The 22,696-nt window shown below is 45.7% G+C and carries 24 protein-coding genes; 8 read left to right on the top strand and 16 right to left on the bottom strand.

The window, feature by feature from the left end; genetic code table 11:
* Positions 1 to 12: 12 nt before the first annotated feature.
* Positions 13 to 1,158: an iron-containing alcohol dehydrogenase gene (locus ACTRXG_RS07125; protein WP_474284452.1), complete on the bottom strand. Its 1,146-nt coding sequence runs from the start codon at positions 1,156 to 1,158 to the stop codon at positions 13 to 15.
* Positions 1,159 to 1,348: 190 nt separating this feature from the next.
* Entirely contained in the window at positions 1,349 to 3,637 is a 2,289-nt protein-coding gene (helD, locus tag ACTRXG_RS07130) for an RNA polymerase recycling motor HelD (protein ID WP_474284453.1), read from the bottom strand.
* Positions 3,638 to 3,962: 325 nt separating this feature from the next.
* Here helD and ACTRXG_RS07135 point away from each other — a divergent pair, with 325 nt between their 5' ends.
* Positions 3,963 to 4,151, top strand: a complete 189-nt coding sequence (locus ACTRXG_RS07135) for a helix-turn-helix domain-containing protein (protein WP_474281994.1) — start codon at positions 3,963 to 3,965, stop codon at positions 4,149 to 4,151.
* Positions 4,152 to 4,238: 87 nt separating this feature from the next.
* Here the strand turns inward: ACTRXG_RS07135 and ACTRXG_RS07140 are convergent, their stop codons facing one another.
* The 4 genes from ACTRXG_RS07140 to ACTRXG_RS07155 all read right to left on the bottom strand — a co-directional run bounded on the left by ACTRXG_RS07140 (position 4,239) and on the right by ACTRXG_RS07155 (position 7,496).
* The gene (locus ACTRXG_RS07140; RefSeq protein ID WP_474284454.1) at positions 4,239 to 5,495 is read right to left on the bottom strand and encodes an MFS transporter; all 1,257 of its coding nucleotides are present in this window, start codon (positions 5,493 to 5,495) and stop codon (positions 4,239 to 4,241) included.
* Between the two features lie 167 nt (positions 5,496 to 5,662).
* Entirely contained in the window at positions 5,663 to 6,469 is an 807-nt protein-coding gene (locus tag ACTRXG_RS07145; RefSeq protein ID WP_474261300.1) for a ZIP family metal transporter, read from the bottom strand.
* Between the two features lie 139 nt (positions 6,470 to 6,608).
* Positions 6,609 to 6,956, bottom strand: a complete 348-nt coding sequence (locus tag ACTRXG_RS07150) for a YflT domain-containing protein (protein WP_474284455.1) — start codon at positions 6,954 to 6,956, stop codon at positions 6,609 to 6,611.
* An 87-nt stretch (positions 6,957 to 7,043) separates the two neighbouring features.
* Positions 7,044 to 7,496: a hypothetical protein gene (locus ACTRXG_RS07155; RefSeq protein ID WP_474281990.1), complete on the bottom strand. Its 453-nt coding sequence runs from the start codon at positions 7,494 to 7,496 to the stop codon at positions 7,044 to 7,046.
* A gap of 263 nt (positions 7,497 to 7,759) precedes the next feature.
* Between ACTRXG_RS07155 and ACTRXG_RS07160 the strand changes: the two genes are divergently transcribed.
* Entirely contained in the window at positions 7,760 to 10,198 is a 2,439-nt protein-coding gene (locus ACTRXG_RS07160; RefSeq protein ID WP_474284456.1) for a putative bifunctional diguanylate cyclase/phosphodiesterase, read from the top strand.
* Between the two features lie 123 nt (positions 10,199 to 10,321).
* On the opposite strand, the gene ACTRXG_RS07165 is transcribed toward ACTRXG_RS07160, so the two are convergent.
* Complete coding sequence (locus ACTRXG_RS07165; RefSeq protein ID WP_474284457.1) at positions 10,322 to 10,582, bottom strand: metal-sensitive transcriptional regulator; 261 nt, start codon at positions 10,580 to 10,582, stop codon at positions 10,322 to 10,324.
* 229 nt (positions 10,583 to 10,811) lie between these two features.
* Here ACTRXG_RS07165 and ACTRXG_RS07170 point away from each other — a divergent pair, with 229 nt between their 5' ends.
* Entirely contained in the window at positions 10,812 to 11,447 is a 636-nt protein-coding gene (locus ACTRXG_RS07170) for a class I SAM-dependent methyltransferase (protein WP_474284458.1), read from the top strand.
* 19 nt (positions 11,448 to 11,466) lie between these two features.
* On the opposite strand, the gene ACTRXG_RS07175 is transcribed toward ACTRXG_RS07170, so the two are convergent.
* The 9 genes from ACTRXG_RS07175 to ACTRXG_RS07215 all read right to left on the bottom strand — a co-directional run bounded on the left by ACTRXG_RS07175 (position 11,467) and on the right by ACTRXG_RS07215 (position 19,192).
* A complete protein-coding gene (locus ACTRXG_RS07175; protein WP_474284459.1) occupies positions 11,467 to 11,634 on the bottom strand; it encodes a hypothetical protein in 168 nt (55 codons plus the stop codon).
* Between the two features lie 32 nt (positions 11,635 to 11,666).
* Positions 11,667 to 12,215, bottom strand: a complete 549-nt coding sequence (locus ACTRXG_RS07180; RefSeq protein WP_474284460.1) for a DUF2812 domain-containing protein — start codon at positions 12,213 to 12,215, stop codon at positions 11,667 to 11,669.
* A gap of 148 nt (positions 12,216 to 12,363) precedes the next feature.
* Positions 12,364 to 12,798 (bottom strand): MarR family winged helix-turn-helix transcriptional regulator, encoded by a 435-nt coding sequence (locus tag ACTRXG_RS07185; RefSeq protein WP_474261292.1) that lies wholly within the window; start codon positions 12,796 to 12,798, stop codon positions 12,364 to 12,366.
* 1 nt (position 12,799) lies between these two features.
* Positions 12,800 to 13,969 carry an MFS transporter gene (locus ACTRXG_RS07190; protein ID WP_474284461.1) on the bottom strand — a complete coding sequence of 390 codons (1,170 nt, stop codon included), beginning with the start codon at positions 13,967 to 13,969 and terminating at the stop codon, positions 12,800 to 12,802.
* A 120-nt stretch (positions 13,970 to 14,089) separates the two neighbouring features.
* Positions 14,090 to 15,088: a sodium:calcium antiporter gene (locus ACTRXG_RS07195; RefSeq protein ID WP_474284487.1), complete on the bottom strand. Its 999-nt coding sequence runs from the start codon at positions 15,086 to 15,088 to the stop codon at positions 14,090 to 14,092.
* A 259-nt stretch (positions 15,089 to 15,347) separates the two neighbouring features.
* Positions 15,348 to 15,767, bottom strand: coding sequence for a DnaJ family domain-containing protein (locus ACTRXG_RS07200; RefSeq protein WP_474284462.1), 420 nt, complete (start codon positions 15,765 to 15,767; stop codon positions 15,348 to 15,350).
* Between the two features lie 62 nt (positions 15,768 to 15,829).
* On the bottom strand, positions 15,830 to 16,897 hold the full coding sequence (locus ACTRXG_RS07205) for an NAD(P)H-dependent flavin oxidoreductase (RefSeq protein ID WP_474284463.1): 1,068 nt from the start codon (positions 16,895 to 16,897) through the stop codon (positions 15,830 to 15,832).
* Between the two features lie 157 nt (positions 16,898 to 17,054).
* Positions 17,055 to 17,969, bottom strand: coding sequence for a methyl-accepting chemotaxis protein (locus ACTRXG_RS07210; RefSeq protein ID WP_474277769.1), 915 nt, complete (start codon positions 17,967 to 17,969; stop codon positions 17,055 to 17,057).
* 131 nt (positions 17,970 to 18,100) lie between these two features.
* Positions 18,101 to 19,192 (bottom strand): GGDEF domain-containing protein, encoded by a 1,092-nt coding sequence (locus ACTRXG_RS07215; protein ID WP_474277767.1) that lies wholly within the window; start codon positions 19,190 to 19,192, stop codon positions 18,101 to 18,103.
* Between the two features lie 179 nt (positions 19,193 to 19,371).
* Here ACTRXG_RS07215 and ACTRXG_RS07220 point away from each other — a divergent pair, with 179 nt between their 5' ends.
* The 5 genes from ACTRXG_RS07220 (at position 19,372) to ACTRXG_RS07240 (ending at position 22,676) form a co-directional block, all read left to right on the top strand.
* The gene (locus tag ACTRXG_RS07220; protein ID WP_474284464.1) at positions 19,372 to 19,902 is read left to right on the top strand and encodes a TetR/AcrR family transcriptional regulator; all 531 of its coding nucleotides are present in this window, start codon (positions 19,372 to 19,374) and stop codon (positions 19,900 to 19,902) included.
* Entirely contained in the window at positions 19,902 to 20,213 is a 312-nt protein-coding gene (locus ACTRXG_RS07225; RefSeq protein ID WP_474284465.1) for a DMT family transporter, read from the top strand. The genes ACTRXG_RS07220 and ACTRXG_RS07225 overlap by 1 nt, the downstream gene beginning before the upstream one ends.
* 16 nt (positions 20,214 to 20,229) lie before the next feature.
* Positions 20,230 to 20,595, top strand: a complete 366-nt coding sequence (locus ACTRXG_RS07230; protein ID WP_474277763.1) for a DMT family transporter — start codon at positions 20,230 to 20,232, stop codon at positions 20,593 to 20,595.
* 198 nt (positions 20,596 to 20,793) lie between these two features.
* On the top strand, positions 20,794 to 21,810 hold the full coding sequence (locus ACTRXG_RS07235; RefSeq protein ID WP_474284466.1) for a DUF6612 family protein: 1,017 nt from the start codon (positions 20,794 to 20,796) through the stop codon (positions 21,808 to 21,810).
* A gap of 128 nt (positions 21,811 to 21,938) precedes the next feature.
* Positions 21,939 to 22,676, top strand: a complete 738-nt coding sequence (locus ACTRXG_RS07240; RefSeq protein WP_474284467.1) for a class D sortase — start codon at positions 21,939 to 21,941, stop codon at positions 22,674 to 22,676.
* Positions 22,677 to 22,696 lie beyond the last annotated feature (20 nt).

Here is a 22,696-nt window from a genome sequence, read left to right on the forward strand (position 1 = left end):
ACCGATGCTCCTTTATTCGTAAGCCTTTTTGAACAGCATTTCGATATCCTTCAAAGCTACGTCCCGTGGGTTGGTGATCATGCATGCGTCATCAAGGGCGATGCGGGCCATGCTTTCAAAGTCAGGGTCTCTCAGGCCGACAGAGCGCAGTGTCTTGGGAGCACCGATGTCATCTGCAAGAGCCCGGACGGCCTGAATGCCGTGTCTGGCACGGACCATTTCCCCGGCATTCACAGAAGCACCGAAAATATCGCCGATAGCAGCGAATCGGGGAGGTGAAGCAATTAGATTAAATTCCATGACATGCGGAAGCAAAATGCTGTTAATCTCTCCGTGCGGAAGAGCATAGCGTCCGCCAATCGCGTGGGACATCGCATGTACTGCACCTAAAATGGCATTGGAAAACGCAAGTCCCGCCTGCATGCTTGCCATCGCCATCGCACGCTTGGCTTCTACATTTGTGTGTGATGCCACCGACGGCCGCAGAAATTCAGCAGCCAGCTTCATCGCATTTACCGCATGCACATCCGTCAGCGGCGTCGCTGCCGCACTTACATACGCTTCTATACCATGGGTAATCGCATCAAGTCCGGTAGCTGCTGTAAGCAAATGATCTTTGGTCATCAAGACAAACGGATCGACAATCGCAATATCGGGCACGAGCGATTTAGAAACGATCGTCATCTTCTTTTTCCGCACCGGATCAACAATAATCGAAAATTGGGAGACCTCGGATCCCGATCCCGCCGTTGTCGGCACCATAATGACTGGTGGAAGTGGACTATGGATGTGGTCTACGCCTTCGTAATCTTCGATTTTTCCGCCATTGCTCACAATGACAGCCACCGCTTTAGCCACATCCAGCGCACTTCCTCCCCCAATGCCAAGTACAGCGTCACACCGGGCTTTATGATAGGATTCCACACCTTCTACTACCTGAGCTGTGTCAGGGTTCGTACTAATATTTGAAAAAAGGTGATACTCAAGGCCGGAAGCTTGTATACTTTCCATAGCCTGGACCGTCCAGCCGGCTTCTTTGACGCCCGGATCACTTACTACGAGTACACGCTGCGCTCCCAGACGCAGAAAGCTCTCACCTACCTGATGAATCGAATGATCTCCGAAAATAATTTCGGGAGCCATAAATTTTGAAATCATATCCTCACCACCATATTCAGCTGGAAATTTTTCATACGATTGAAAACGTTTACTTAATATGTATTTATTATCTCTTACCCTTGTTTAATGTGCAAAGACTTCCTGATCCTGTTTTAACGCAAAAAATTCCGGGGATCACTCTGGACCCACGGAAAAATAGTTTGTATAACCTTCGCAAAATACGGACGATTTAAGATGGAGCAAGCTGCGTAAATGTTTCTAAAGAACCTAAATGGCGTTGATGCACTACAAATTCCAGGTAATGCAGCGCGCGGGTCATCACAACGTACAGCAGTTTCACATCCAGCTCCCGGTCTGGATGATACGTTTTCTGCTCCATATAAACAAACACGGCATCAAACTCCAGCCCCTTGGCTAAATAGGAAGGAACAATGGCTACCTGCTCTTCCTGAAAATCTTCTTTTTCCCCGAGCACGTAACTGTCCAGGGTAGTTTCCGTTTCCAGTATGCGGTGCAGCTGCCGGCATTCATTCATCGTTTTTCCGATAATCGCGATGGAAGGAGCACCCTCGGTTCTCAGACCGTTCACCCTTGCTTCAATACGTGCTGCTGCCTCCCTGTTATGCTTAAAAGCAGTAACTTCCGGAAGCTCCCCGTGGCGTACCACCGGCCGGGCTTTGGGGAGATCCTGGTTAGTGCTTTGCTCAAGAACCTGGCTGGCCCTTTCCATAATTTCCTGCGTCGTACGGTAGCTCTGATTCAGCGTCGTATACGTCGCTTCCGGGAAAACATGCGTCTGTACGTCCTCCCAGTGCTGAATGCTCCGATAGCTGTGGATGCCCTGCGAAAGGTCGCCCAGGATGGTAAAAAGCTTGGTTTTGGTAACGGCCCGCAGCGTGTACAATTCGAACAGGCTGTAATCCTGTGCCTCATCGATGACTACATTTTTCGCCTGATGCTTCGTTTTCACACCCACAAGCATATGCTGCAGGTACAACAACGGAGCGGCGTCCTCGGCTTCTATCTTTTTTCCTTTGAGCACCTGCTGCTGATAAGCAGCCAGCTGGCCCGCCTCATCTTTCGAAAATTCCCCGAAAGTTTCCAGCTTTCCGGCGTTCTGCATAAGATTTTTATACACCGTATGGATGTCCGGCTTGGAAAACTGCTTCCCGTACGCTTTAATAGCCTCTGAGGCTTCCTGATCCAATTTTTCTGCGTACGCCTCCTGCTCATCCATCAACTGAACGACCATTTCCCTGCGTTTCTCCGGATCGCGAACATTTGACCGCACTTTTTCCATTCTGTCTTCATATACTTCTTTGACTTCTGCAATTACCCGCTTAATTTCTTTTTTAGCTGCTGCGTTGATTACTTTTTTGATTTTATCAATACGCTGAAAAGCAGGCATGTAGGCATATTGATCATGGTAGAGCTGCTTCACATGAGACGCCTCAACCAGAGTAAAACGGTCAACTGTTAAATCCTCAGCCTCAATCAAATCACTTGTTATATGTGCACCGTAGCCGTCAAGCATATTTTTACACGCCATAGATCCTTTAAATGCAGGAATCCAGGAGGAATCGTAAGCCTCGGTCCCACTTTCTTCAAGGAAATGCAGCAAATGATGATCCATCGGCTGAATAGTGTATTTTTTTCCCATCGCTGCCATAAAGAAGTCCTGAAACGTCGTCTGCCTTACCTCTTCGACGCCAAGCTCCGGCAATACTCCGGAAATATAGTGAAGAAACAGCTGGTTAGGGGCCAGAATCATCATATCTTCAGGATCGAAGGTGTCTGCATACGTATAAATGAAATATGAAATCCGGTGCATAGCTATTGTCGTTTTTCCACTTCCGGCTACACCCTGGACGATCAGCGGTTTGTCCATATCAGCGCGAATAATCCGGTTCTGTTCTGCCTGGATAGTAGTCACAATGTCTTTTAATCGTTTTTCCGCATTTGTCGACAAAGCATCCTGCAGCATCTGGTCTCTCGCTGTTATATCAATGTCCTGCATATGCTGCAGTTCGCCCTTTTGCACCTCAAACTGCCGTTTCAGAGATAATTCTCCGTCATGCTTTTCCCCTTCTGCTTCATACGACGCCGGACCGAGGCTGCCTTCATAATAAAGATTAGCAATCGGGGAGCGCCAGTCAACAATTACCGGTTCCTGGGTGTCGTTTTTTGTTAAAGATGTTTTTCCAATATACAGCTGTTCCGTCTGTCCGGTTGCCTCCCTTTTAAAATCAATGCGGGAGAAATAGGGTTCATCCTTTACTCGCACAAGGTCCCAATACTCTTTATTCGACATTTCCAGCAGCTGGGCATTTGCCAGTGTGTTCACATAGCTTAAACTGCTGTCCAGATGGTCCAGCTCTACAAGAGCTTCTTTAATATTTTGCTGATAGGCTGACTGATTTTCTACAGAGGATTCAAGAACTTCATAAATGTATTCTCTTGTTTTCTGCAGTCGCTCCTGCTCCTGTTCAAAAGCTTTGTCACTGTACTCGTGGGCCATGTTATCTTCCTTTCCGGTTATACTAAGTAGGCTTGAAGACGATCTACATTTCTATTCCATTACTAAATTTTTATCATTTAAGAAGGTATGCAAATAAACGAAAAAACATGCATCTCAATCATTCCAGGATGCATGTGTATCAAAAATTACTGGAGACTGCTATTATTTTATCATCCTTCAGCGATATATTTGTACTATTATTTAATATAACCATTTATAATTGAACATAATACAGATAAATTTAACACTGTTTCTCAAAATTTGTCGCCGGAACAGAAAAGGGATAGAATAACAATGAAGTTTTCATTTAAAGGCAGGTTTTTTTATGGATCAGGAAAGAGAAATCATGACTGTGGCCCAGGTCGCGGAATATTTACAAATCAGCGAAGTAACTACATATAAGCTTGTGCAGGAAGGCCGGATCCCAGGCTTCAAAATTGGGAGACACTGGCGCGTTCAAAAAGAAGATCTTCGTGAGTACATCCGCCGGCTTCAGCACGGTGAAACTTTATAATAGAGAATAAACTTAAAAAATAAGCACGTCCCCGACCAGAGAAAATCCTGGGGACGTGCTTATTTTTAATACTATCCGCTTCGTCTGCTAATACGAGGGCTTCGGAGACAAAAGAGCAAAAACCAAAGCTGTCGCCGGCAAAAGCATCATAAGCCATAAGATTGCCGTATAATTATTGAACCAGTCATAAAAAATACCAAATGGCAGCGGACCAAGAGCGGAGCCAATAACCATTACCGTCTGGGCAATGCTTTTAATACTCCCTAAATGCCTGGGGCCGAAATAATTGGGCCACACAATGCTTAACACAATACGTTCAAAGCCGTGGGCTACCCCCCACAGCACTCCAAAAATGATAGCTCCTGTCCAGGAATTTATAGTTAAAAGCACCAAAAGTGAAACAATATGTACCCCAAACGTCATCGCAAGCACATAATGCACAGCAATGCGGTCCACCAAATACCCTACAGCAAATGTTACCGGGAAACCGATAAAAGCCATCAAGGAAAGAATTAATGCCGCAAGCGAAATCGAAAGACCCTTTCCTTCTACGATAGATACTAAGTGGAAGGTAACACCTGTGTTTACAATTGCTGGCACGCTGACACAAAAAAGAATAAGCCAGAAGGCTCTGGTTCTGCGCGCTTCCTGAAGGGTCCAGCTTTTTTCCTGCATGCCTGTTCGCTGGCCCCGGACCTCCTCATGAGACGCTGGTCCTCTGCCATCGGGCTCCTGGCCAATATCCTGCGGCTGGTTCCGCACCACTAAGAAAGCCAGCGGCACAAAAACAAAAAGTAACAGTCCACCCCAAATTAACCATGTGTCCCGCCAGCCGACCATTTGGATCAGCCATGTGTTCAACGGGGGCAGGGCAGCGGCACCGACAAAGCCGCCAATCGCCATGACACTTAAGGCCCGGCCGCGCTTATGCACAAACCATTGCGGCACAAGCGTATTAGGAACCAGGGTCAGCGAACCCTGGCCAAATAATCGAATAGCAAAAAAGCCGATAAACATCATTACAGCACCTGTTAAAAAGGCATTCCAAATACAGGCGAGAGCCAAAAGAATTCCTGCAGCCCCCATTACCAGACGCTGGCCCAGACGATCGATTGCACGGCCGACGAAAAAAAGAGTAATACCGGCAGCCAGAGTACCAACCGAATAAATACCAGAGACAAAGGAACGTGAATACGAAAAATCCTGAATGTAATAATCAATAAAAATAGAAATCGAATACGTTTGGCCCGGTCCGGAAAAAAACATACTTAACGCGGATAAAGCCACAATCGCCCATCCATAAAAAATGGGACCCGACCCGTTTTTCGGTTTATCAGCCCGCATGTCGAAGCTCCTTTTCAGCATTTTCTCCAGAAACTATAAATAAATTCAGCTTCCTGGTCCGTTTGTTCATCTATGCTACTTTATCACAAAAGGGAGCATGGATTTTATCCTTAATTCATTAAAAAACGGCCTTCCAGATAAAAAATCCTTAATTTCAGCCGCCCCTTTTACCCTAAAGCTACATCCAGTATCATCATGACGCTGAAGCCAATCATCAGGCTGAAGGTAGCGAGCCGTACGTTGCCCTTTTCCTGGGAACCGGGGATGACCTCCTTGGCAACGACGAATATCATCGCTCCTGCTGCAAAACTGAGAGCAAACGGAAGCAGCGGCTGGATGATGATAACTGCAGCAGCACCAATTACTGCAGCCACCGGCTCTACAAAACCGGACAGCTGCCCGTAAAAAAAGCTTTTCTTTTTCGACACTCCGTCCCGGCGAAGCGGCATCGATACTGCAGTTCCCTCCGGAAAGTTTTGAATGCCGATGCCAAGCGCAAGCGCTACTGCTCCAGCGAGCGTAGAGCTGCTGAATTCCGAAGCCAGCGCCCCGAACGCTACCCCTACAGCTAGTCCCTCCGGAATATTGTGCAGAGTAATCGAAAAAACAAGCATTGTGGTCCGGTGCTTGGCATACTTGTCTTTTATTTCCGTGAAATATGTGTCTTCATCCATCATGGGGATGACCCTGTCGAGCAATAACAGAAAAACACCCCCAAGTAAAAAACCAATAACAGCTGGAATATAAGGTATTTGGCCCTGCTCCTCCGCCATATCAATGCCGGGAGAAAGAAGCGACCAAAAGCTCGCAGCAATCATGACCCCACCGGCAAATGCAAGCATACTATCCATCAGCTTCTGATTATTTCTGTTCGTAAAAAACACAACCGCAGCGCCTGCTGCAGTCATACCCCAGGTAAACAAAGAGCCAATCAGCGCCTGCAGTGTAGGATGCAGCTCCGCAAACCACTCCATAATATAATCTCCTTTTCACTCTATTAAAAAAAGTTTCCCTAAGGAAAGTCTAACGTTATTCTATTCCTTGTTGTAAAAGTTTGTCAATCGACAAACGTAAAGCCGCCTCCGTCTGGAGAGCGGCTCTATTCTTTCACTTTTAAATAATCGTGTTGACCCCTTCAGTGTCTGTCACAATGAGAAGGATCTTTCCTTCATCGAGTTCATCCTCGTACTCATGAGCTTCTTCCTGGGATAACCCAATTCCCTCCAGCTTGTTTCGGAGTTCATCACCTTTTTTGCTGAACATATTTCCTACTGCATTTTTTATTCCTTCTTCTTTCATGCCGACAGTGTTGGCATTCGCATTCTCCGCGATACGGCCGGTGCGGTCGTTATCGTGGGTCATAACGTACACGTTACTTTTATCAATGCCCTTCTCAGCTAAACGCTGAACGTCCTGCTGCAGAGCCTCGTCATTAGTGTATTCTCTCACGAATGGTTTCATAAGAACCTCCCTTTAATGTTTACTGCTATTCTAATAAACAATTCTGACTCTGTTTAAACCATTTCCCGGCAAACTCCCTCTTTTCACCTAGAGAGCGTGGGGGTCTATGTAGTCCAGAAACTTCGTTTCAAATAAATGTACATTATAGTTCACCAGGCCTACGACCGTTTTCGTAATAAAAGAATCCTCGTTTTCTTCTCCCGGCTCGTACGTGGATTTAATAATTCCGTACTCTTTAAACGTTTCATTGTGAATTGTTTTTAAATCTTCTCTCGTCTTTTCCAGATCCTTCACGGTGTAAGTAACCTGCGATCCTGCCTCACAGCAGTCCGGATACCGTCCACGAAGTAATTCTGCCGAGCGTTCCATAATGTTTAAAATAATCGCTGATTTATGCTTTTGAGATTCCATCGTTTCAGGCTGAAGCTTTTCAATATCCTTCATGTGATATTTTTCCTGAATGATAATATCATCCAGAAAAAGAATAATTGCATGGATCTTGTCTGAGATAAATACTACTTCACGGTCCTCTCCCTGCATTGCGAAACCACCTTTATTAATTTTTAGTTTAACCTATGCCGATCGCCCTAAAATCTATACCCCTTTTATCCTTAGATCATCCGGTAAATTTAAAAAAAGATATAACTCTTTAAAATTTTGATTGCACATATATGTTTTAATATACATGTTAAAAATATAATAATTACATAAATAACTTTGATTGATTTGTATAGCGCAAGGGTATATCGTTAGCTGTAAAACTATTTACCTACTTTTGACTGAATAAGGCAGGAGCAATGCTTATGAATTTATTGTCCGGAACCTATTCTATTTCTCTCATTTTTTCATCGGTGTTCATCGCCGTATTTGCTTCGTATGCTGCATTTCATATTGCCGGCCGCGTTGTACATACGAACTATGCAAATAAGCACTTATGGACTGCCGGGGGAGCAGTGTCTCTCGGGGGCGGCATCTGGTCGATGCATTTTGTGGCCATGCTCGCCTATGACATTGGCATGCCCGTTTCTTATGAACCGCTTTTTTTAACTTTAAGTATTCTGCTGGCCATACTTTCAAGCTGGGCTGCATTTGCCATTATTCAATTCACCAGGCCTCGGCTCCTCTATCACGCTGCCGGCTCCTGCCTTGTCGGAACGGGCATCATTTCTATGCATTACGTGGGCATAGAGTCAATGCAGATGCCGGCCTCCATTTCCTATAATCCCTGGCTCGTTTTCCTGTCTATTGTTATTGCTGTAGGTGCCTCCTTTACCGCTCTCCGCCTGTTTTCTTCAGTGCCGGGCAACCCAAGCCGGTCTCTCAGCCAAATCGCTTATATGAGCAGCGCAGCAATTATGGGAGCAGCCATTTCAGGTATGCATTATACAGGTATGGCAGCAGCTTCTTTTCAACCAGATGAGGGCAATGTAACGCCTGCTGGCACCGTTGATTCGCATATGCTTTCCATTTTTATCAGTGTCAGTATTACTGCGATTATTTCTATTGCTCTTATCGCCGCTTTCTTTGACAGAAAGGTAGAATCAAGCGAAAGCCGCTATGGCCTGCTGGATGATTTGTATCAATCCATTATCCATTCGGCCAATGATGCCATTATTACGTTAGACGAATACGGAAGGATAGTAGCCTGGAATCAGGCGGCCAGAACGATCTTTGGTTACAAGGAAGCTGACATTCTTGGCTCTTACTTTACCGCTCTTGTGCCTGAAAAATATAAACAGATCTACTGGCAACGATTTGAACGTTACCAATCCTTACCTGACGGGGGCTCCTCCGGCAATACTTACGAATTGGAGGCCCTTCATGAAAACGGCATCTCTTTTCCTATAGAGCTTTCCCTTTCCGGACAGCAAAGCGGTACGCATTCTTACGTGACCGGTATCATACGGGATATTTCAGAGCGGGTCTGCTATCAAAAACGGATTGAAGAACTCATTTACCGGGACGAACTCACCCGGCTGCCCAACCGGCGAATGCTTCAGGAATATCTGGATGCCTGTCTGGACTCCGGTGCTGAAAAGGACCCCTCCCTTGCCGTTTTGTTTATCGATTTGGACCGCTTTAAAAACGTAAATGATAGGTTCGGCCATGCTACCGGGGATCTGCTGCTTAAAGAAGTGGCCGCCCGTATTAACAGCCTTCTTCAAAAAAAGGATCTTTTAGCCAGGCAGAGTGGTGATGAATTCGTTGTGGTTCTTTCTCGTGTGGAAGGCTATCAGGCAGCTCATATGGCCGAAAGTATTCTGGATGTGTTGAATGACCCGATTATTATTGACAGCTTTGAAATGTTTGTGTCTGCCTCCATCGGCATCAGTCTTTTTCCTGAAAACGGAAAAAACACTGATGCTTTGATTAAAAATGCGGACACTGCGATGTATAAATCTAAAAACAAGGGCACGCACCGTTATCGTTTTTTCACTGAAGATATGAATGAAAATGTCTCAAGAAAAATTCTGCTGGAAGCAGGGATGCGAAAAGGCATCGAGCGTAATGAATTCATTTTAGTTTACCAGCCGCAGATTGATACTCTCACTGGCGAAATTAAAGGGGTGGAAGCTTTAGTCCGTTGGGAGCATCCGGAGCTTGGATTAACTCTACCGGATGAATTTATTCCTTTAGCAGAAGAGACCGGCCTGATCATCCCTCTTGGCCGTTTTATACTAAAAGAAGCATGCCGCCAGGCCGCAGCCTGGAAGAAAGAAGGCTTTTCCCTTTCCCGAATATCCGTGAATATCTCCACTATTCAGTTTCAGCAGAGCGATTTTTATTCAACGGTGGCCGAAGCACTGAAGGAAACAGGTCTCGATCCGTCTGTGCTTGAGCTTGAACTGACGGAAAATATTATCCAGCATGCAAAAGAAGCTGTCCCTGTTCTTCATCAGTTAAAAAATCTCGGGGTGAAGCTTTCTCTGGATGATTTCGGTACCTGTTATTCGTCACTTGGATATTTAAAGGATTTTCCTCTCGATACGCTCAAAATTGATAAAACATTTATTCAGGGCATGAACGGCGTTTCACGTGAAACAGCTATTGTCGAAAGTATTCTACACCTTGCGGCACAGTTGAATTTTCATGTTATCGCGGAAGGTATTGAGACCCCGCTGCAATTAAATCTTTTACGGCAGAAAAAATGTCATGAATATCAGGGCTATTTATACAGTCCGCCTGTTGCCGGAGATGAATTATTTAAAATGTATAAGAAAAACGATGATATTTCATACTAAATAATCCGCGCTCTTCATGGAAGAACGCGGATTATAGTCTTTAAACAGTTTGATCTATTCCCTGTTTCAGTATATGCTCAATAGCTTCTTTTATTTCTTTTAAACATTCATTAACCCGGCTTATTATCTGCTTTTAACCAGAAGATTAACAGCTTCCTGGATCAGTTCTTCGCTGTCTTCCCCTTTTTCTATCTGTTCACGCACACATTCCTCGAGGTTCGCACTCACTACCAGACCGATCGCTCGATCGAGCGCTGTACGTGCAGCATTCATCTGAGAAACAAGCTCTTTACAGTCTTTTTCTTCTTCCATCATTCGAAGAACACCGCGGACCTGCCCTTCTACCCTTTTTATCCGGTTTTTCATTTGATCATTGTATTCCATGAAAGACTCCTCCTTTCAAATAGAGTATTTATTTATATTGCCTTCATTTCTTTTCATTACCCATGCGGGTATATAAAAAATATAAACGATGCTCTCCTGTTTGTCAAATATGTATCATAGGCTGCGTACCGGCAGCTGCTGCCTCCCGTGATATTTTTCAGCCTTGCAATTCCCTTCTTTCTTTTTATATGATGAGAGGACTAAACTATACAGATAGCGGTGACTATTCGTGCTAAAAGACACAGGAGAACGAATCATCCCTTCACAAATGAAGCCGACCAACGGTATGCTGCTTGAGCATCTGGCCCGCTATTATTTTGCCATGCCGTACGCAAAGGGCCGCGTGCTTGATATTGCCTGCGGGGTCGGCTATGGGGCCCAGATGACAGCTAAAGGCAAAAAACGTGAGGTAGACTATGTGCTCGGCGTCGACATTGACGCTGAAGCGATAGCATTTGCCCAGAAGCACTATTATCATCCCCAGCTTTCTTTCCAGACAGGAGATGCTCTTGATGAGAATCTCCCCCTGCAGATAGGCACGTTCGATACGATTGTTTCCTTTGAGACCCTTGAACACGTGCCCGATGACCGTATCTTTATGAAACGTATGTACGCCCTCCTCCGGCCTGGCGGTACACTCATCGTTTCTACGCCCTTCGGCCAGGGAAGGCACAAGCCCAGCAATTCTCCTTTTCATTACCATCAGTTGACGACAGAGGAATGGGAAGAGCTCTTATCAAGAGAAGACTGGCCGTGGGAGAGGCTGCAGCTGTATTACCAGCAGGGAGTCGCTTTCGAACGTCCCGTCCGTCCCGGTGTTCACTACCCTCTTGGCACCGCTGTATGTGTTAAACCAGAGGCATAAATACAGCAAGATCCCGTGCCTATTCCGGCCGGGATCTTTTTCTGAGTTCGTTTCTTTCACGCAGTATTGCCAGCTCTGTCACGAGCTTTTTCTGGTCTTCATACGAAATGTTTCCTTCAAGCTTTGCCTGAATTTCTTCAAATCGTTTTTTGTCCTCATCATTCAAATAGCGAAGCTCTTCTTCCATGAAGGCCGTCCTTTCATGTACAGGATAAAATATCATTCTGTGCCGGTACTGACAATCTGCTTAGCCTGGATGATGACAGCAAGCGTCCGGAGCCACCGTATCACAGTAAAGGCTACTATTCCCGTGAACAAAGAAAGCATAAAAAAGGCAAAATTCACCGCCATGCCCGGCAGGTTCAAATCAGTTATCACCAAAAGCAGAAATACTATAAACAAAAGGGCACTTACTGCAGCTGTAATCCCCCACCTCCGGCACTTTTTCCGGTACTCCTCCAAAAAATAAAGCGTCCAGTGGTCCTGAAAGGACGAAGCATCTTTCTCCCCTTCAAATATGTGGAGTACCGGGGAGGAACACAGAAGTGTCCATTCATCTTCAGAAATTTTCCGCAATCCCTGATAATCTTTCGACATGATGAACTGGTATTCCTTTTCTTCTTCCCTTACTTCCGACAAAGAATAGCCGAGCAGAGAGCAGTCCTGCACCTGCCATCCTTTTTGGCGCTGCTCCTTCAAACGGTTTTTTTCTTTATCGTAGGTAGTGAAAGGCATAAAAGAAAATAAAAATTTGGTTTCTCTTCGCAAGTAACTATACACCTCCTATATATGGAATATACACGGATAGAAATTAATAGGAATAAATGATGAAAGGCAGTAAACGCCGGGGGAATAATCGAATTATACGAAGTATATATCTTTATGCTACCATGAGCCGCCTACTGTCACAAACACTCTACCCGGGCTCCACTTCAGCCCTCGCCCCCTCTGCCGCTCTTTCCATGAGCCTGAGAAGCGTTTGTTTTTCTTCCTCTGTAAACTCTTTTGTCATAATATCTGTCCATTCCCGCATCGCTTCTGAAATCTCTTCTTCTATTTTCCAAGCCGCTTCAGAAAGAAAAACGATCTTTTCCCTCCGGTCCGAAACGCTCTCTTTCCGGTAAAGATATCCTTTTTCTTCGAGGCGTTTTATAGCGCGCGTAATTGTAGCTTTATCCATCACTATCTGCCTGGTAATGTACTCCTGAGGTACATTTTCCTGAGCGTATAACGTTAAAAGTACAAGCACTTCTGTATTCCCTAAACCAAAATGATTGAATCGTTTATCAATATATTGATGAGTGTAGCGCTGAATAACGGCTGCCCATTTTCCCACAGAATAAACAGTCATACTATTTCTCCTCCTCCGGAGCTTTACGTTTCCCGAAAGCTTTAAACAGAAACACTATCGATGCCACTACAAGAGCCGTGAAGCCGGAAAAGGCGTATATGAACTGATTGGTGCCGACCGAACCGCCCGCCAGACGGCCGACAACATCCAGCACGAGCGGCGACATAAACTGCCCGAAATACATAAAGCTCTGCACTACCGCCATTGCTAAAGACATCTGGGCAGCGCTCGACACCTTCGTCACACGGTCAAAAATCAACGGAATAACTGTACCAAGCCCGATACCAATCAAAACGATCCCTATTGTAATCAATACTGCCTGTCCGCCAAAAGCGATAAGGACGAACCCGAGACCAGTTACAGCCAGCTGTAAAGGGACTGTCCATCTGCCCAGCCGGCTAGTGATGCTGCCAAGCATCGAGCCTGCGGCAAAGCCTCCTACGTTTAAAGAAGCAATCATCACCCCGGCCAGGGAAGCAGAAGCAATATTGCTCTCCTGCAGAAAGATTGCCATGTTCGTCGGAATGGAATAAAAGAATAAGAAGACAATAAACATACCGCCGGCAAGAGCAAAAATAGGCTTTTCCACTCCCCTCGATGAGCTGTCTTCTGACACCGATGCCGCTTCCGGCTTTTGTTTCGGAAGAAAAAGGAAAACAAGCACCAGCACCAGCAGGGCCAGGCCGTAAACTACAAATGTCAGCCTCCATAAAATACCTGCCAGTATGCCCGCAAGCACGATGGAGATAATACCGCCCAGCTGATTGGAGGCACTCACTCTTCCCATCATGACAGTTTTTTCTTTACCTTCGTAAAAATCTGGAATCAGACTCGTCGATATCGGCATGATCAATCCGACAGCAATACCGAGCACCGCTCTTGAAACGAGCAGCAGCCAAAGCGTTGGAGCAAAAGCCCCTCCCAGACCTCCAACGACATAAAGAATGAGTCCGGCTGTTAAAACAGATTTTTTGGACACTCGTTTCGTGAGCCGGCTTGATATAAAAGTAAATGGAATGATGAACAATGCGTGCAGGGTATTAATTAATTTAATCGAGGTTTCATTGGCATCCGGAAAAGCTTCAGAAATGGAACCGAGCGCCGGAGAAATAGTAGCTCCTGCCATAACGGTGATCAGCGAAATGGATAGTATAGCCAGCTTTTGAGACACTTTGATTACTCCTTTGTCTATATTTTACTCTACCCACCATATAAATAATTAGTTGCTCGTGCAACTAATACGCCTGGCCATGTTCTTTTGTTACTAAAAAAAGCAGGCGGCTGCCTGCTTTTACGTGCTTCCGTTATAAAATAAAATCGAAGCAATCATAACCATATAGCCGATCACGACTACAAGCGACGGCATCATGTAGGTGAACGCATTTTTGGTCCGGTCCCTTTTCACTATAATCATTACAAGAGCCGTGAGCACAAATCCGGCTACAGCGACCACTGTTGTCTGGTTGCTCGTATCTACCCATATGCTGCCCCCACGGTAAAATACGTCACCGATGGCTGTCACAAGCACATTGAAGATATTACTTCCAAGAATCGTGCCGATCGCCATATTCACATTAGCCAGCCGAAGTGCTACAAATACGCTGACGGCGTCAGGGAGGGAAGTAGCGGTTGCGACAAGAATACTGCCGACTGCCGTAGCGCTGATACCTGTAGTGCTCGACATCAGGTCCCCGGATATAGAAAGGGCACTTCCGGATACAAAGATGATCGCAGCAAATGTGATAAATTTAATAACAGTGCGCCGGATATTTACATTCTGGTCCGGCGAAGCTTGTTTGCCCTCATCTGCAGTGTCGTTCTGCTTTTTAGATATATAAAGCATCCCGCCGGTGTAAATAGCAACAACCAGCAGACTGATCACACTTACCCCAAAAAAGGAGAGCGGGTAATGAAGTATCAGCCCGCCAGCTGTGACCACACAGAGCAGAAGAGCAATAACAGCCGTATAGAGATGGTCGTCTGATACTTTAAGAAACAACCGTTTGTTCCGGAAGTAAATATCCAGCAAAAACAAAAAGAAAATATTAAAAATAATACTTCCAAGTCCATTGCCTACAGCAATATCGGCATTGCCGATCACACTTGCCGAGATGGTTGCGGTTAATTCAGGAAGAGAGGTAGCAACGGCAAGCAGAATAGTGCCCGCCAGCAGCCCGCCAATCTTCGTATTTCTGCTGATAATATCTGCATAGCCTGACAATTTCACAGCTGAAAACACTGAAACTGCGGCAGAAAGTATAAATGCAACAATTGATAGCGTAGCGGTAATAAAGCATTGACTCCTTCCGTCTGTTCACGACCAATAACCTGGAACCTTAAATATTTAAGAACTCTTTCCCGTTTTACCCTCTCGAGTATAACAATAACCTTCTTTTCCTCTTTTTAATGAGAGAGGCTTCAGAGTTTTAAATGCTTTAAGCTTTGGAGCAACTAAAAAGTCTCCGCCAGCAGACGGAGACTGAAAGCACAGAAAACTATAATCAATTCGACGTTTCACGTGGAACTTACAAGCGCTTTTTCAGCAACTTTTAACGCCACCGCTCATACTGGCTGTGCAGGCTTTCTTTCTCTATTAAACGCCTTTGCAGACTTGGTGCTGGACAAAGCTGATTGTACCGGCGGACTTTTTTATTGATTTTACCGATTTCTTTTTTTATACGGCGATCAGAAATTGCTTCATCCGTCTGCTGCTTCAGCACCCGCCCGAGATCCTCCCGGATTTCCCGCTGCAGCCGGACCCACGAAGGCACAAATCCGTTTCGCTTTAAAAGAGTGTCAAAGGTGTCGCTTTGCAGATACTCCTTTGTCAGCGGCCTGCCGCGTCCCGGCAGATTGTCAAAGCCACCCTTTTTTTCGTGCTCCCGAATCAATTCACCAACAGGGTCGCGGTACGTTAGTCCTTCTTTTTCCCCGGCGAGTCTCTCGTTGTAATCCTTCGATAACGCCATTCGTTCTGCTCCTTTGTTTTTATGATGTTTTCATTTTAACAAACAGAACATACGGGGTGTTTCTAAAGGCTTTCCCATGTTTCCTCCGCCTCTTCCATGAGACGCTTAATCATGGCACCTGCCGGCTCCTGTACGCTCAGACGTGTGCCCTGACCGCTCCAGAGAGACATAAATGCAGGCTCGTTTTGTCTGGCCGCTTCTTTTCGAATCGGCTGTGTTAGCATATTTTGAATGGGGTACGGCGGCCAATTGTGCTCAAGCGCCTCCATCCATATCATCATTTTATTCGTAATTCCTCTAGCCGGCTTGCCGCTGAATATGGAAGTAACAGCGGTGTCCGTTTCCTTACTCATTAATACCGCGTCCTGATGGGCCTGCGGGGCGCCGCTTTCCCTGCTTGTTAAAAAAGCAGTGCCCATCTGCACTGCTCCCGCACCGAGGGCATGCGCAGCCAAAATACCGCGTCCATCCATAATTCCCCCAGCTGCAATTACAGGAATGTTGACCCCGTCCACCACCTGAGGCACTAAGGCCATTGTTCCGATCATCGCCTTCCCAAAGGATTCTGCAAAGGTCCCACGGTGCCCGCCGGCTTCACTTCCCTGGGCCACGACCGCATCCATCCCTGCCTGTTCATTTTGAACGGCTTCTTCAACTGTGGTGGCAGTACCGATCAAAAAGACGCCGTGGGCCTTCAACCGCTCAATCTGTGCAGCAGGAGGAATGCCGAAGGTAAAACTGCAAACCGCAATTTCTTCTTCTATAATAATTTCGAGCTGTTCTTCAAAGAAAGAAGACAGCTTTTCAGGCATTGCTTGAGGCTCCGATTTTAATTCTTTATGAATCAGGGAGAGCTTTTCATTGGCTGCCTGAACATCTTCAGCGATCACTTCCGGAGTTTCCGGCACGAAAACATTTACCGCAAACGGGCCCGACGTCTGCTTTTTCACAAGCTGAACAGCAGAGCGAAGGTTCTCTGCAGTCATATATCCGGCTCCTATAGTCCCAAGCCCACCTGCTTTTGTGACTTCTGCTACTAATTCCGGAGTGGTGACCCCGCCGGCCATTCCGGCTTGAATAATGGGCTGTTCGATACGAAGACGCATAAGTAATTCAGGTCGTACCGCCATATGTGCTCTCTCCTTTACTACAATGTTTAATACAATTAATTGGAAATGTATTTATTATAGCATGACACACATTATATGTAGTTCATTTGAACTGATTCTAAAGTTTTACATGCATTTTTTTGCAAATAAAAAAGCAGGGATGTTTGTCCGCTGCCTTTTATAAGATATGTCGGAATTGCTTTGCTCTTTCTTCGAGGCCTCTCGCTGCTGCGCCAATATGTTCGAATTCTTTTACAGCCTCCCTAATATGCTCCTGGCTGTTTTCCATTCCTTTTTGGGAACGGATCGTGCCCTCACTGATCTTACTTACTTCCCCAGTGATCCCCTCGACGTGACTGTTTACCTCCTGGATAGAGGAATGGGCTCTAGTCGCCAGCTTCCGTACTTCATCTGCCACTACCGTAAATCCCCGGCCGTGCTCCCCGGCTCTTGCAGCCTCAATCGCTGCGTTTAAAGCTAGCATATTCGTTTGGTCAGCAATTTCGCGGATCGTTTTTACGATCCCCCTGATAGAATCCGCCTGCTGCTCCAATGACTCCAGAATTGCAAGATTGTTATTCGCCTCCTGCACTACCTGCCGGGAGTTTTCAGTAATCTCACGACTTTTTGTCATGCCGTCCTCCGCCCTCTTTAACAGCTCCTCAGACATGTTCTGCACAGAATCTGACACCTTTGTCATTTCATCTTCCCGGAGGGTAATATCTGTCGCTGCTTTCAACACCGCATGGACATTCCCCGCGTCATCAAGCACCGGCATGTACGTAGCTTCAAGCCTTACCAGCTTACCGCTTCGCGTCATCCGCTGTATTTTATCCTGAAAGGATTTTCCCGCGCGAAGATCCTGCCAAAATCTTTCATAATTCCGGCTTGAGGCAAAATCCGGGGTGCAGAACTGCCGGTGATGCATTCCTGCCATATCTTCTTCATGGTACTCCATCACTGCAGCAAAATTGTGGTTTGCCCACAGCACCCGTCCATTGAGATCGAACTCAATGATAGCGAGCGACTGTTCCAGCGCACGTAAAACCTGGGACGTGTCTAATACCTGATCGTTATTTTTTGTTTTTTGCATGGCGAATACCTCTCTAGTTCTTTTTTATTATATATCATTAATACTTTATACCCAATAAACTGTTTTAAAAACACTTTTCCGAATACATATTTATAAAAAAGACTCAATTATTTACAAACAATAAAAAAGACCTATTTTATAAGGTCTTTTTTCGAGTACATGCATGTCTGATTACGACCCTGGTTTTTTGCCTGATACAAAGCGTCGTCTGCCTGCTTAAACAGCTCTCTTTCCTCTACAGCTGTCTCAGGAAATATTGAAACCCCGGTCGACACAGTAATATACAATGTCTGATGATCCGTGAGGAAAGGATATTTTTCCACCCGCTCTCTTATTCGTTCAGCGATATCGACTGCTTTGGACGCTGCACAATTGGACAATATAACCGTAAATTCTTCTCCGCCTTTGCGGTACACAGAATCCTCCGGCCGGACCATTTCAAGAAGCACGGTGCCAAGCTGCCTTAAAATATCATCTCCAGCTGCATGGCCGTAACGGTCATTAATGTCTTTAAAATGATCGATATCGATAATGAGCAATGAGACTGCCTGCTTCATTTTTGAAGCCTGTTCGAGTTTTTTTGTTAACGAATACGCAAAGCTTCTCGGATTATCAAGCCCCGTAAGTGGGTCTTTTAAAGACTCTGCCCGGTACTTATGAAGCAGCTGATTGGAATAAGTCAGCCGCTTTACCATATATACTGCTGCAAACGCTCCGGCAAACGACACAAACCAATAGCTGAGCACCACTTCCATGTAAAGATTCACAGTATTCAGCTGGTATATCATAATAATGAGAAAGTAAATGTTGGAGCATAGAAGCATATAGAATGCTGCAAGCCACGGATTCCGTACCATCCGGGCGATAAAAATAGACACCGCCGTGCTGAAAATAATCATGCTGAGCGGATACAAAACAATCACCCCTCCACCGATTGCAAGACGGGAAAAGGAAATAATGACCGCAGCTGTTACTGCAGGCAACCATCCACCAAATAAAGCACTAACCATAATTGGAATATGACGCAGGTCGAGCAGGGTATATTCGTTAACCCTGATTCCAAATCCGATTAACACCATGCCGAGCACGCCAAACAATACGCCGGTAAACATCCTCATTGGAATGGAGGTTACACGTGAAAAGGAATGCTCCCGGAACACCTGGTAATAAAAAAAAAGGAATGTCACTAAAATGGTTAAATTAACAAAAAGTTGGCTAAACACCACGGCCTCCTCCCACCATTCAGGCCCCAGTCTGCGCCTAAGCGCTCCGCGGCTCCATCTTTTTTATACAGATCCTTGCACCAGTTATGGATAGGCGGTCTTCTTCGCCTTTTATCCGTTCCTCTGGTACACTTTTTACTGTACCGTCCAGACTGTTAACTACTAAAGGAGAATCAAAAATGAGTAAACGAGTAGAGATTATGCATGCTGCCGCCCGCATCATTCGCAGGGATGGCTTTAACCGCCTAACTCTGCGCGCTGTGGCAGATGAAGCGGAAGTGAGTAAAGGCGGTCTGCTTTATCATTTTCCAAATAAAGAACGGCTCGTATACGAAATGAATGCTTACGCGCTTGCCCGGTTTCATGAATTAATTGAAGAAAAACAAAGCTCTGGCGGAAGCTATATTAAAGCTTATGCGGAAGCAACGCTCGAAGAGCTTCGATCGGGAAGCAATTTTTTAATAAATGCGAGTCTGCTTGCCACCCTTGCTGATTACAAAGAGGTGCTCGATCTTTGGAAGGAATACAATGAACGCTGGCAGGCACTTTTTGCTTACGATGCTTTTCAAGCTGATGAAGCCTCGATGATCCGGCTGTTAAGTGACGGCATCTGGTTTTCACATATTTTTGAAATTAATACCATGCCCCTTGCGCAGGCTGAGCGTCTGCTTCAAAACCTTTTGAGACGCTTTGACGAAGGAGAAATGTAATGGTTTATGTGCTCATTATTATCTCTGTCGTATGCGAAGTATTCGCTTCTTCCATGCTCAAGCTTTCGTATGGTTTTACCAGGCTGCTTCCGTCTATTGGCTTTGCAGCCGGCATGGGTATTGCTTTTTACCTGCTCGCTCTCGTTCTTCAAACTCTTCCGCTCGGTGTCGTTTATGCTACATGGAGCGGCCTTGGCACCATTTTGACTACCTGCATCGGCGTTTTTTACTTCAAGGAAAAGATGAATCAAACGAATACTTTAGGTATTGTCTGTCTGGTAATTGGTATTCTTTTAATGAATTTAGGATGAAAGGAAGGAATAATGTATGCGTGCTGTTCTTTTATTATTTGCTGCGATTTTATTTGAGGTTATTGCTTCTACATCTTTGAAGCTTTCCGAAGGTTTTACCAACCTTATTCCCTCTCTGGCCGTATTTATAGCATTTATCGCGGCTTTTTTCTTCCTGAGCCTCGCTTTAAAATCGATCCCGTTATCTGTTGCTTATGCTGTATGGGCAGGTCTTGGCACTGCCTTAACAGCCGTAGCAGGCATTTTGCTTTTTCAGGAATCATTTGGATGGATGAAGGCTGCCGGCTTAATTTTGGTCATTTCCGGGCTTATTCTTCTTCATGTAAAAAATAGCCGCCGGGCGAAAAAAAGCAGATATTTCCCACGTGCCCGGCATGCTTAAGCTCCCGCCGTTTTTTTAAGCCCGAAGTCTATATAAAATATGGCTGTATGGGCTTTTTTTCACATATTTTTTCACATATTTTTAAAAAATGCGTTTATTTCCGACATTTATAAGGTAAAATTACCATAGAATACCAGAAGCCAGTGGTTTACCACATAAGCTTTTGCCGAATACATGAAAGAAAAGAAGGGACGAATAATGATGAAAAAATGGATAACAGGAAGCAGCGCCGGTTTTTTAGCTCTCGGTGTAATCGCAACACCCGCCCAGGCAGAAGAGATGAATGCAGGGGACGTTCTGCAGCAGTCAAATGAAACTATGGCTGAGCTCGACAGCTACTCTGCCACCACCGAAATTTCACAGGAAATTACAAATGCCGCTGGCGAAGGGGAAACAATAACAAACAGCTCCACATCGGAACAGGGTATTACGATGGACCCTTTCGCTCTCCACCAGACAACTAATACGGTCGATCCGGTCAGCGGTGAAGAAGTGTCCACAGAAATGTACTGGACAGAAGACGGTTACTACGTAGAAATGCCGGATGGCAGCTGGACAATGATGCCCGGAGACATGATGGGTGGCATGGAAGAGATGACCACAAATCCAGGCATGCATATGGGAGCTTCAGAGTCCTTTGCTGACGAGATGGACGTAGAAGAGACCGAGAACTCCTACGTGCTCACATACGAAGGAAGCGGTGAAGAGATAGAAGAAGCAGCCAGTAAAATGATGCAGTCGGATATGGGCAGCGGCATGGCTGATGAGGAAATGATGGAAGAGACCTGGAGTATGATTAATATTCAGGACGTATCCATGAGTTTGACCGTAGATAAAGAAACGCATTACATGACAGCGAGCACCATTAATCTGGATGCTTCCTATGAGATGGAAGAAATCACAACAGACATGAATCTGACAGCTGATTCCACCTATTCCAACTTCAACAGCGTCGGTGATATTACTGTGCCGGAGGAAGTCATGAATGAAGCTGTACCGATGGATGAAATGGAAGGCATGGACGGAATGAACGGCATGGAAGAGATGCCTGAAGAAGGCATGTCTGAGGATGGTGCTTCAATGGAAGAAGGTGCTGAAGGCGGAGAAATGCCTGAAACAGCAAGCACCGATCCGGCCTATATGGCTGGAGGCCTAGCCCTTGCAGGCCTGGCCGGCGGAGCTTTGCTTTGGACAAGACGCCGCCAGCAGGCATAATAACCTTTCGAGCGCGCAGCCTTCACCTCTTGGGTGAAGGTTGTTTTTTTCTCCACGGACCATGTATTATGGAAATAATAGTAGTGCCTATTGCAGTCTGTTACGTCCTTTTACTGGAGTGAGCCTATATGGAAAAAGTATTTATTGCAATGATTATTATAGGGCTGAGTATTACCGGATATTTCGGATACCAGTGGTTTGATGCCAGAGCAGGCGTAGATAAAATTTCCACCAACGAAGAAGACGTTATCACTGATTCTGCGAATGAATCAGCGGAAGCCCCGGACGATAATAACTCCGAAGAGCAGGATGATTCCTCCAGCGTGGAAGCTGCTGGGGAACCAGGAGCCTATACGCTTCCTGAAGGAAACAACACAGACACTATACCTAACGAAGATTCCTCCGACAACAGCAGAGATTCGGCGGTGATGAGCGATGAAATAGAGCAATGGGATAAAGGTGAAAATGTAGCCAAATTAAAAATTCCGGAGCTTGGCAACTCTTATTCCGTCTATTGGGGTACAGATGATAGATCGCTTGATCAGGGCGTTGGTATGTATGTCAGTGAATGGACAACCACTCCGGACGAGTCACGCCACACGGTGCTGAGCGGTCACCGGGACACGGTTTTCACCGGGCTTGACGAACTTGAAGACGGGGACTCTCTTATCGTCGAGTATGAAAACACCCAGTACGTTTACCGGCTGCAGAAAACATGGGTGACGGACGCAGAGGACCGCTCTGTCATTGTCGACAAAGACGAGCCAACCCTTACGCTCACCACCTGCTATCCTTTTGACTATATCGGCAGTGCTCCTGATCGTTACATTGTAGAAGCAGAACTTGAACAGACGAACAGTCTTTAAGCATCTAAAACGGCTCCGCT

It is taken from the genome of Marinococcus sp. LNSP9103-4, assembly GCF_056034345.1.

What these genes read in the sequence shown, in the direction of transcription:
- ACTRXG_RS07125 (WP_474284452.1), bottom strand. Translation starts at nt 1,158, where the DNA reads ATGATTTCAAAATTTATGGCTCCCGAAATTATTTTCGGAGATCATTCG.
- helD (WP_474284453.1), bottom strand. Translation starts at nt 3,637, where the DNA reads ATGGCCCACGAGTACAGTGACAAAGCTTTTGAACAGGAGCAGGAGCGA.
- ACTRXG_RS07135 (WP_474281994.1), top strand. Translation starts at nt 3,963, where the DNA reads ATGGATCAGGAAAGAGAAATCATGACTGTGGCCCAGGTCGCGGAATAT.
- ACTRXG_RS07140 (WP_474284454.1), bottom strand. Translation starts at nt 5,495, where the DNA reads ATGCGGGCTGATAAACCGAAAAACGGGTCGGGTCCCATTTTTTATGGA.
- ACTRXG_RS07145 (WP_474261300.1), bottom strand. Translation starts at nt 6,469, where the DNA reads ATGGAGTGGTTTGCGGAGCTGCATCCTACACTGCAGGCGCTGATTGGC.
- ACTRXG_RS07150 (WP_474284455.1), bottom strand. Translation starts at nt 6,956, where the DNA reads ATGAAACCATTCGTGAGAGAATACACTAATGACGAGGCTCTGCAGCAG.
- ACTRXG_RS07155 (WP_474281990.1), bottom strand. Translation starts at nt 7,496, where the DNA reads ATGCAGGGAGAGGACCGTGAAGTAGTATTTATCTCAGACAAGATCCAT.
- ACTRXG_RS07160 (WP_474284456.1), top strand. Translation starts at nt 7,760, where the DNA reads ATGAATTTATTGTCCGGAACCTATTCTATTTCTCTCATTTTTTCATCG.
- ACTRXG_RS07165 (WP_474284457.1), bottom strand. Translation starts at nt 10,582, where the DNA reads ATGGAATACAATGATCAAATGAAAAACCGGATAAAAAGGGTAGAAGGG.
- ACTRXG_RS07175 (WP_474284459.1), bottom strand. Translation starts at nt 11,634, where the DNA reads ATGGAAGAAGAGCTTCGCTATTTGAATGATGAGGACAAAAAACGATTT.
- ACTRXG_RS07185 (WP_474261292.1), bottom strand. Translation starts at nt 12,798, where the DNA reads ATGACTGTTTATTCTGTGGGAAAATGGGCAGCCGTTATTCAGCGCTAC.
- ACTRXG_RS07200 (WP_474284462.1), bottom strand. Translation starts at nt 15,767, where the DNA reads ATGGCGTTATCGAAGGATTACAACGAGAGACTCGCCGGGGAAAAAGAA.
- ACTRXG_RS07205 (WP_474284463.1), bottom strand. Translation starts at nt 16,897, where the DNA reads ATGGCGGTACGACCTGAATTACTTATGCGTCTTCGTATCGAACAGCCC.
- ACTRXG_RS07210 (WP_474277769.1), bottom strand. Translation starts at nt 17,969, where the DNA reads ATGCAAAAAACAAAAAATAACGATCAGGTATTAGACACGTCCCAGGTT.
- ACTRXG_RS07220 (WP_474284464.1), top strand. Translation starts at nt 19,372, where the DNA reads ATGAGTAAACGAGTAGAGATTATGCATGCTGCCGCCCGCATCATTCGC.
- ACTRXG_RS07225 (WP_474284465.1), top strand. Translation starts at nt 19,902, where the DNA reads ATGGTTTATGTGCTCATTATTATCTCTGTCGTATGCGAAGTATTCGCT.
- ACTRXG_RS07230 (WP_474277763.1), top strand. Translation starts at nt 20,230, where the DNA reads ATGCGTGCTGTTCTTTTATTATTTGCTGCGATTTTATTTGAGGTTATT.
- ACTRXG_RS07235 (WP_474284466.1), top strand. Translation starts at nt 20,794, where the DNA reads ATGATGAAAAAATGGATAACAGGAAGCAGCGCCGGTTTTTTAGCTCTC.
- ACTRXG_RS07240 (WP_474284467.1), top strand. Translation starts at nt 21,939, where the DNA reads ATGGAAAAAGTATTTATTGCAATGATTATTATAGGGCTGAGTATTACC.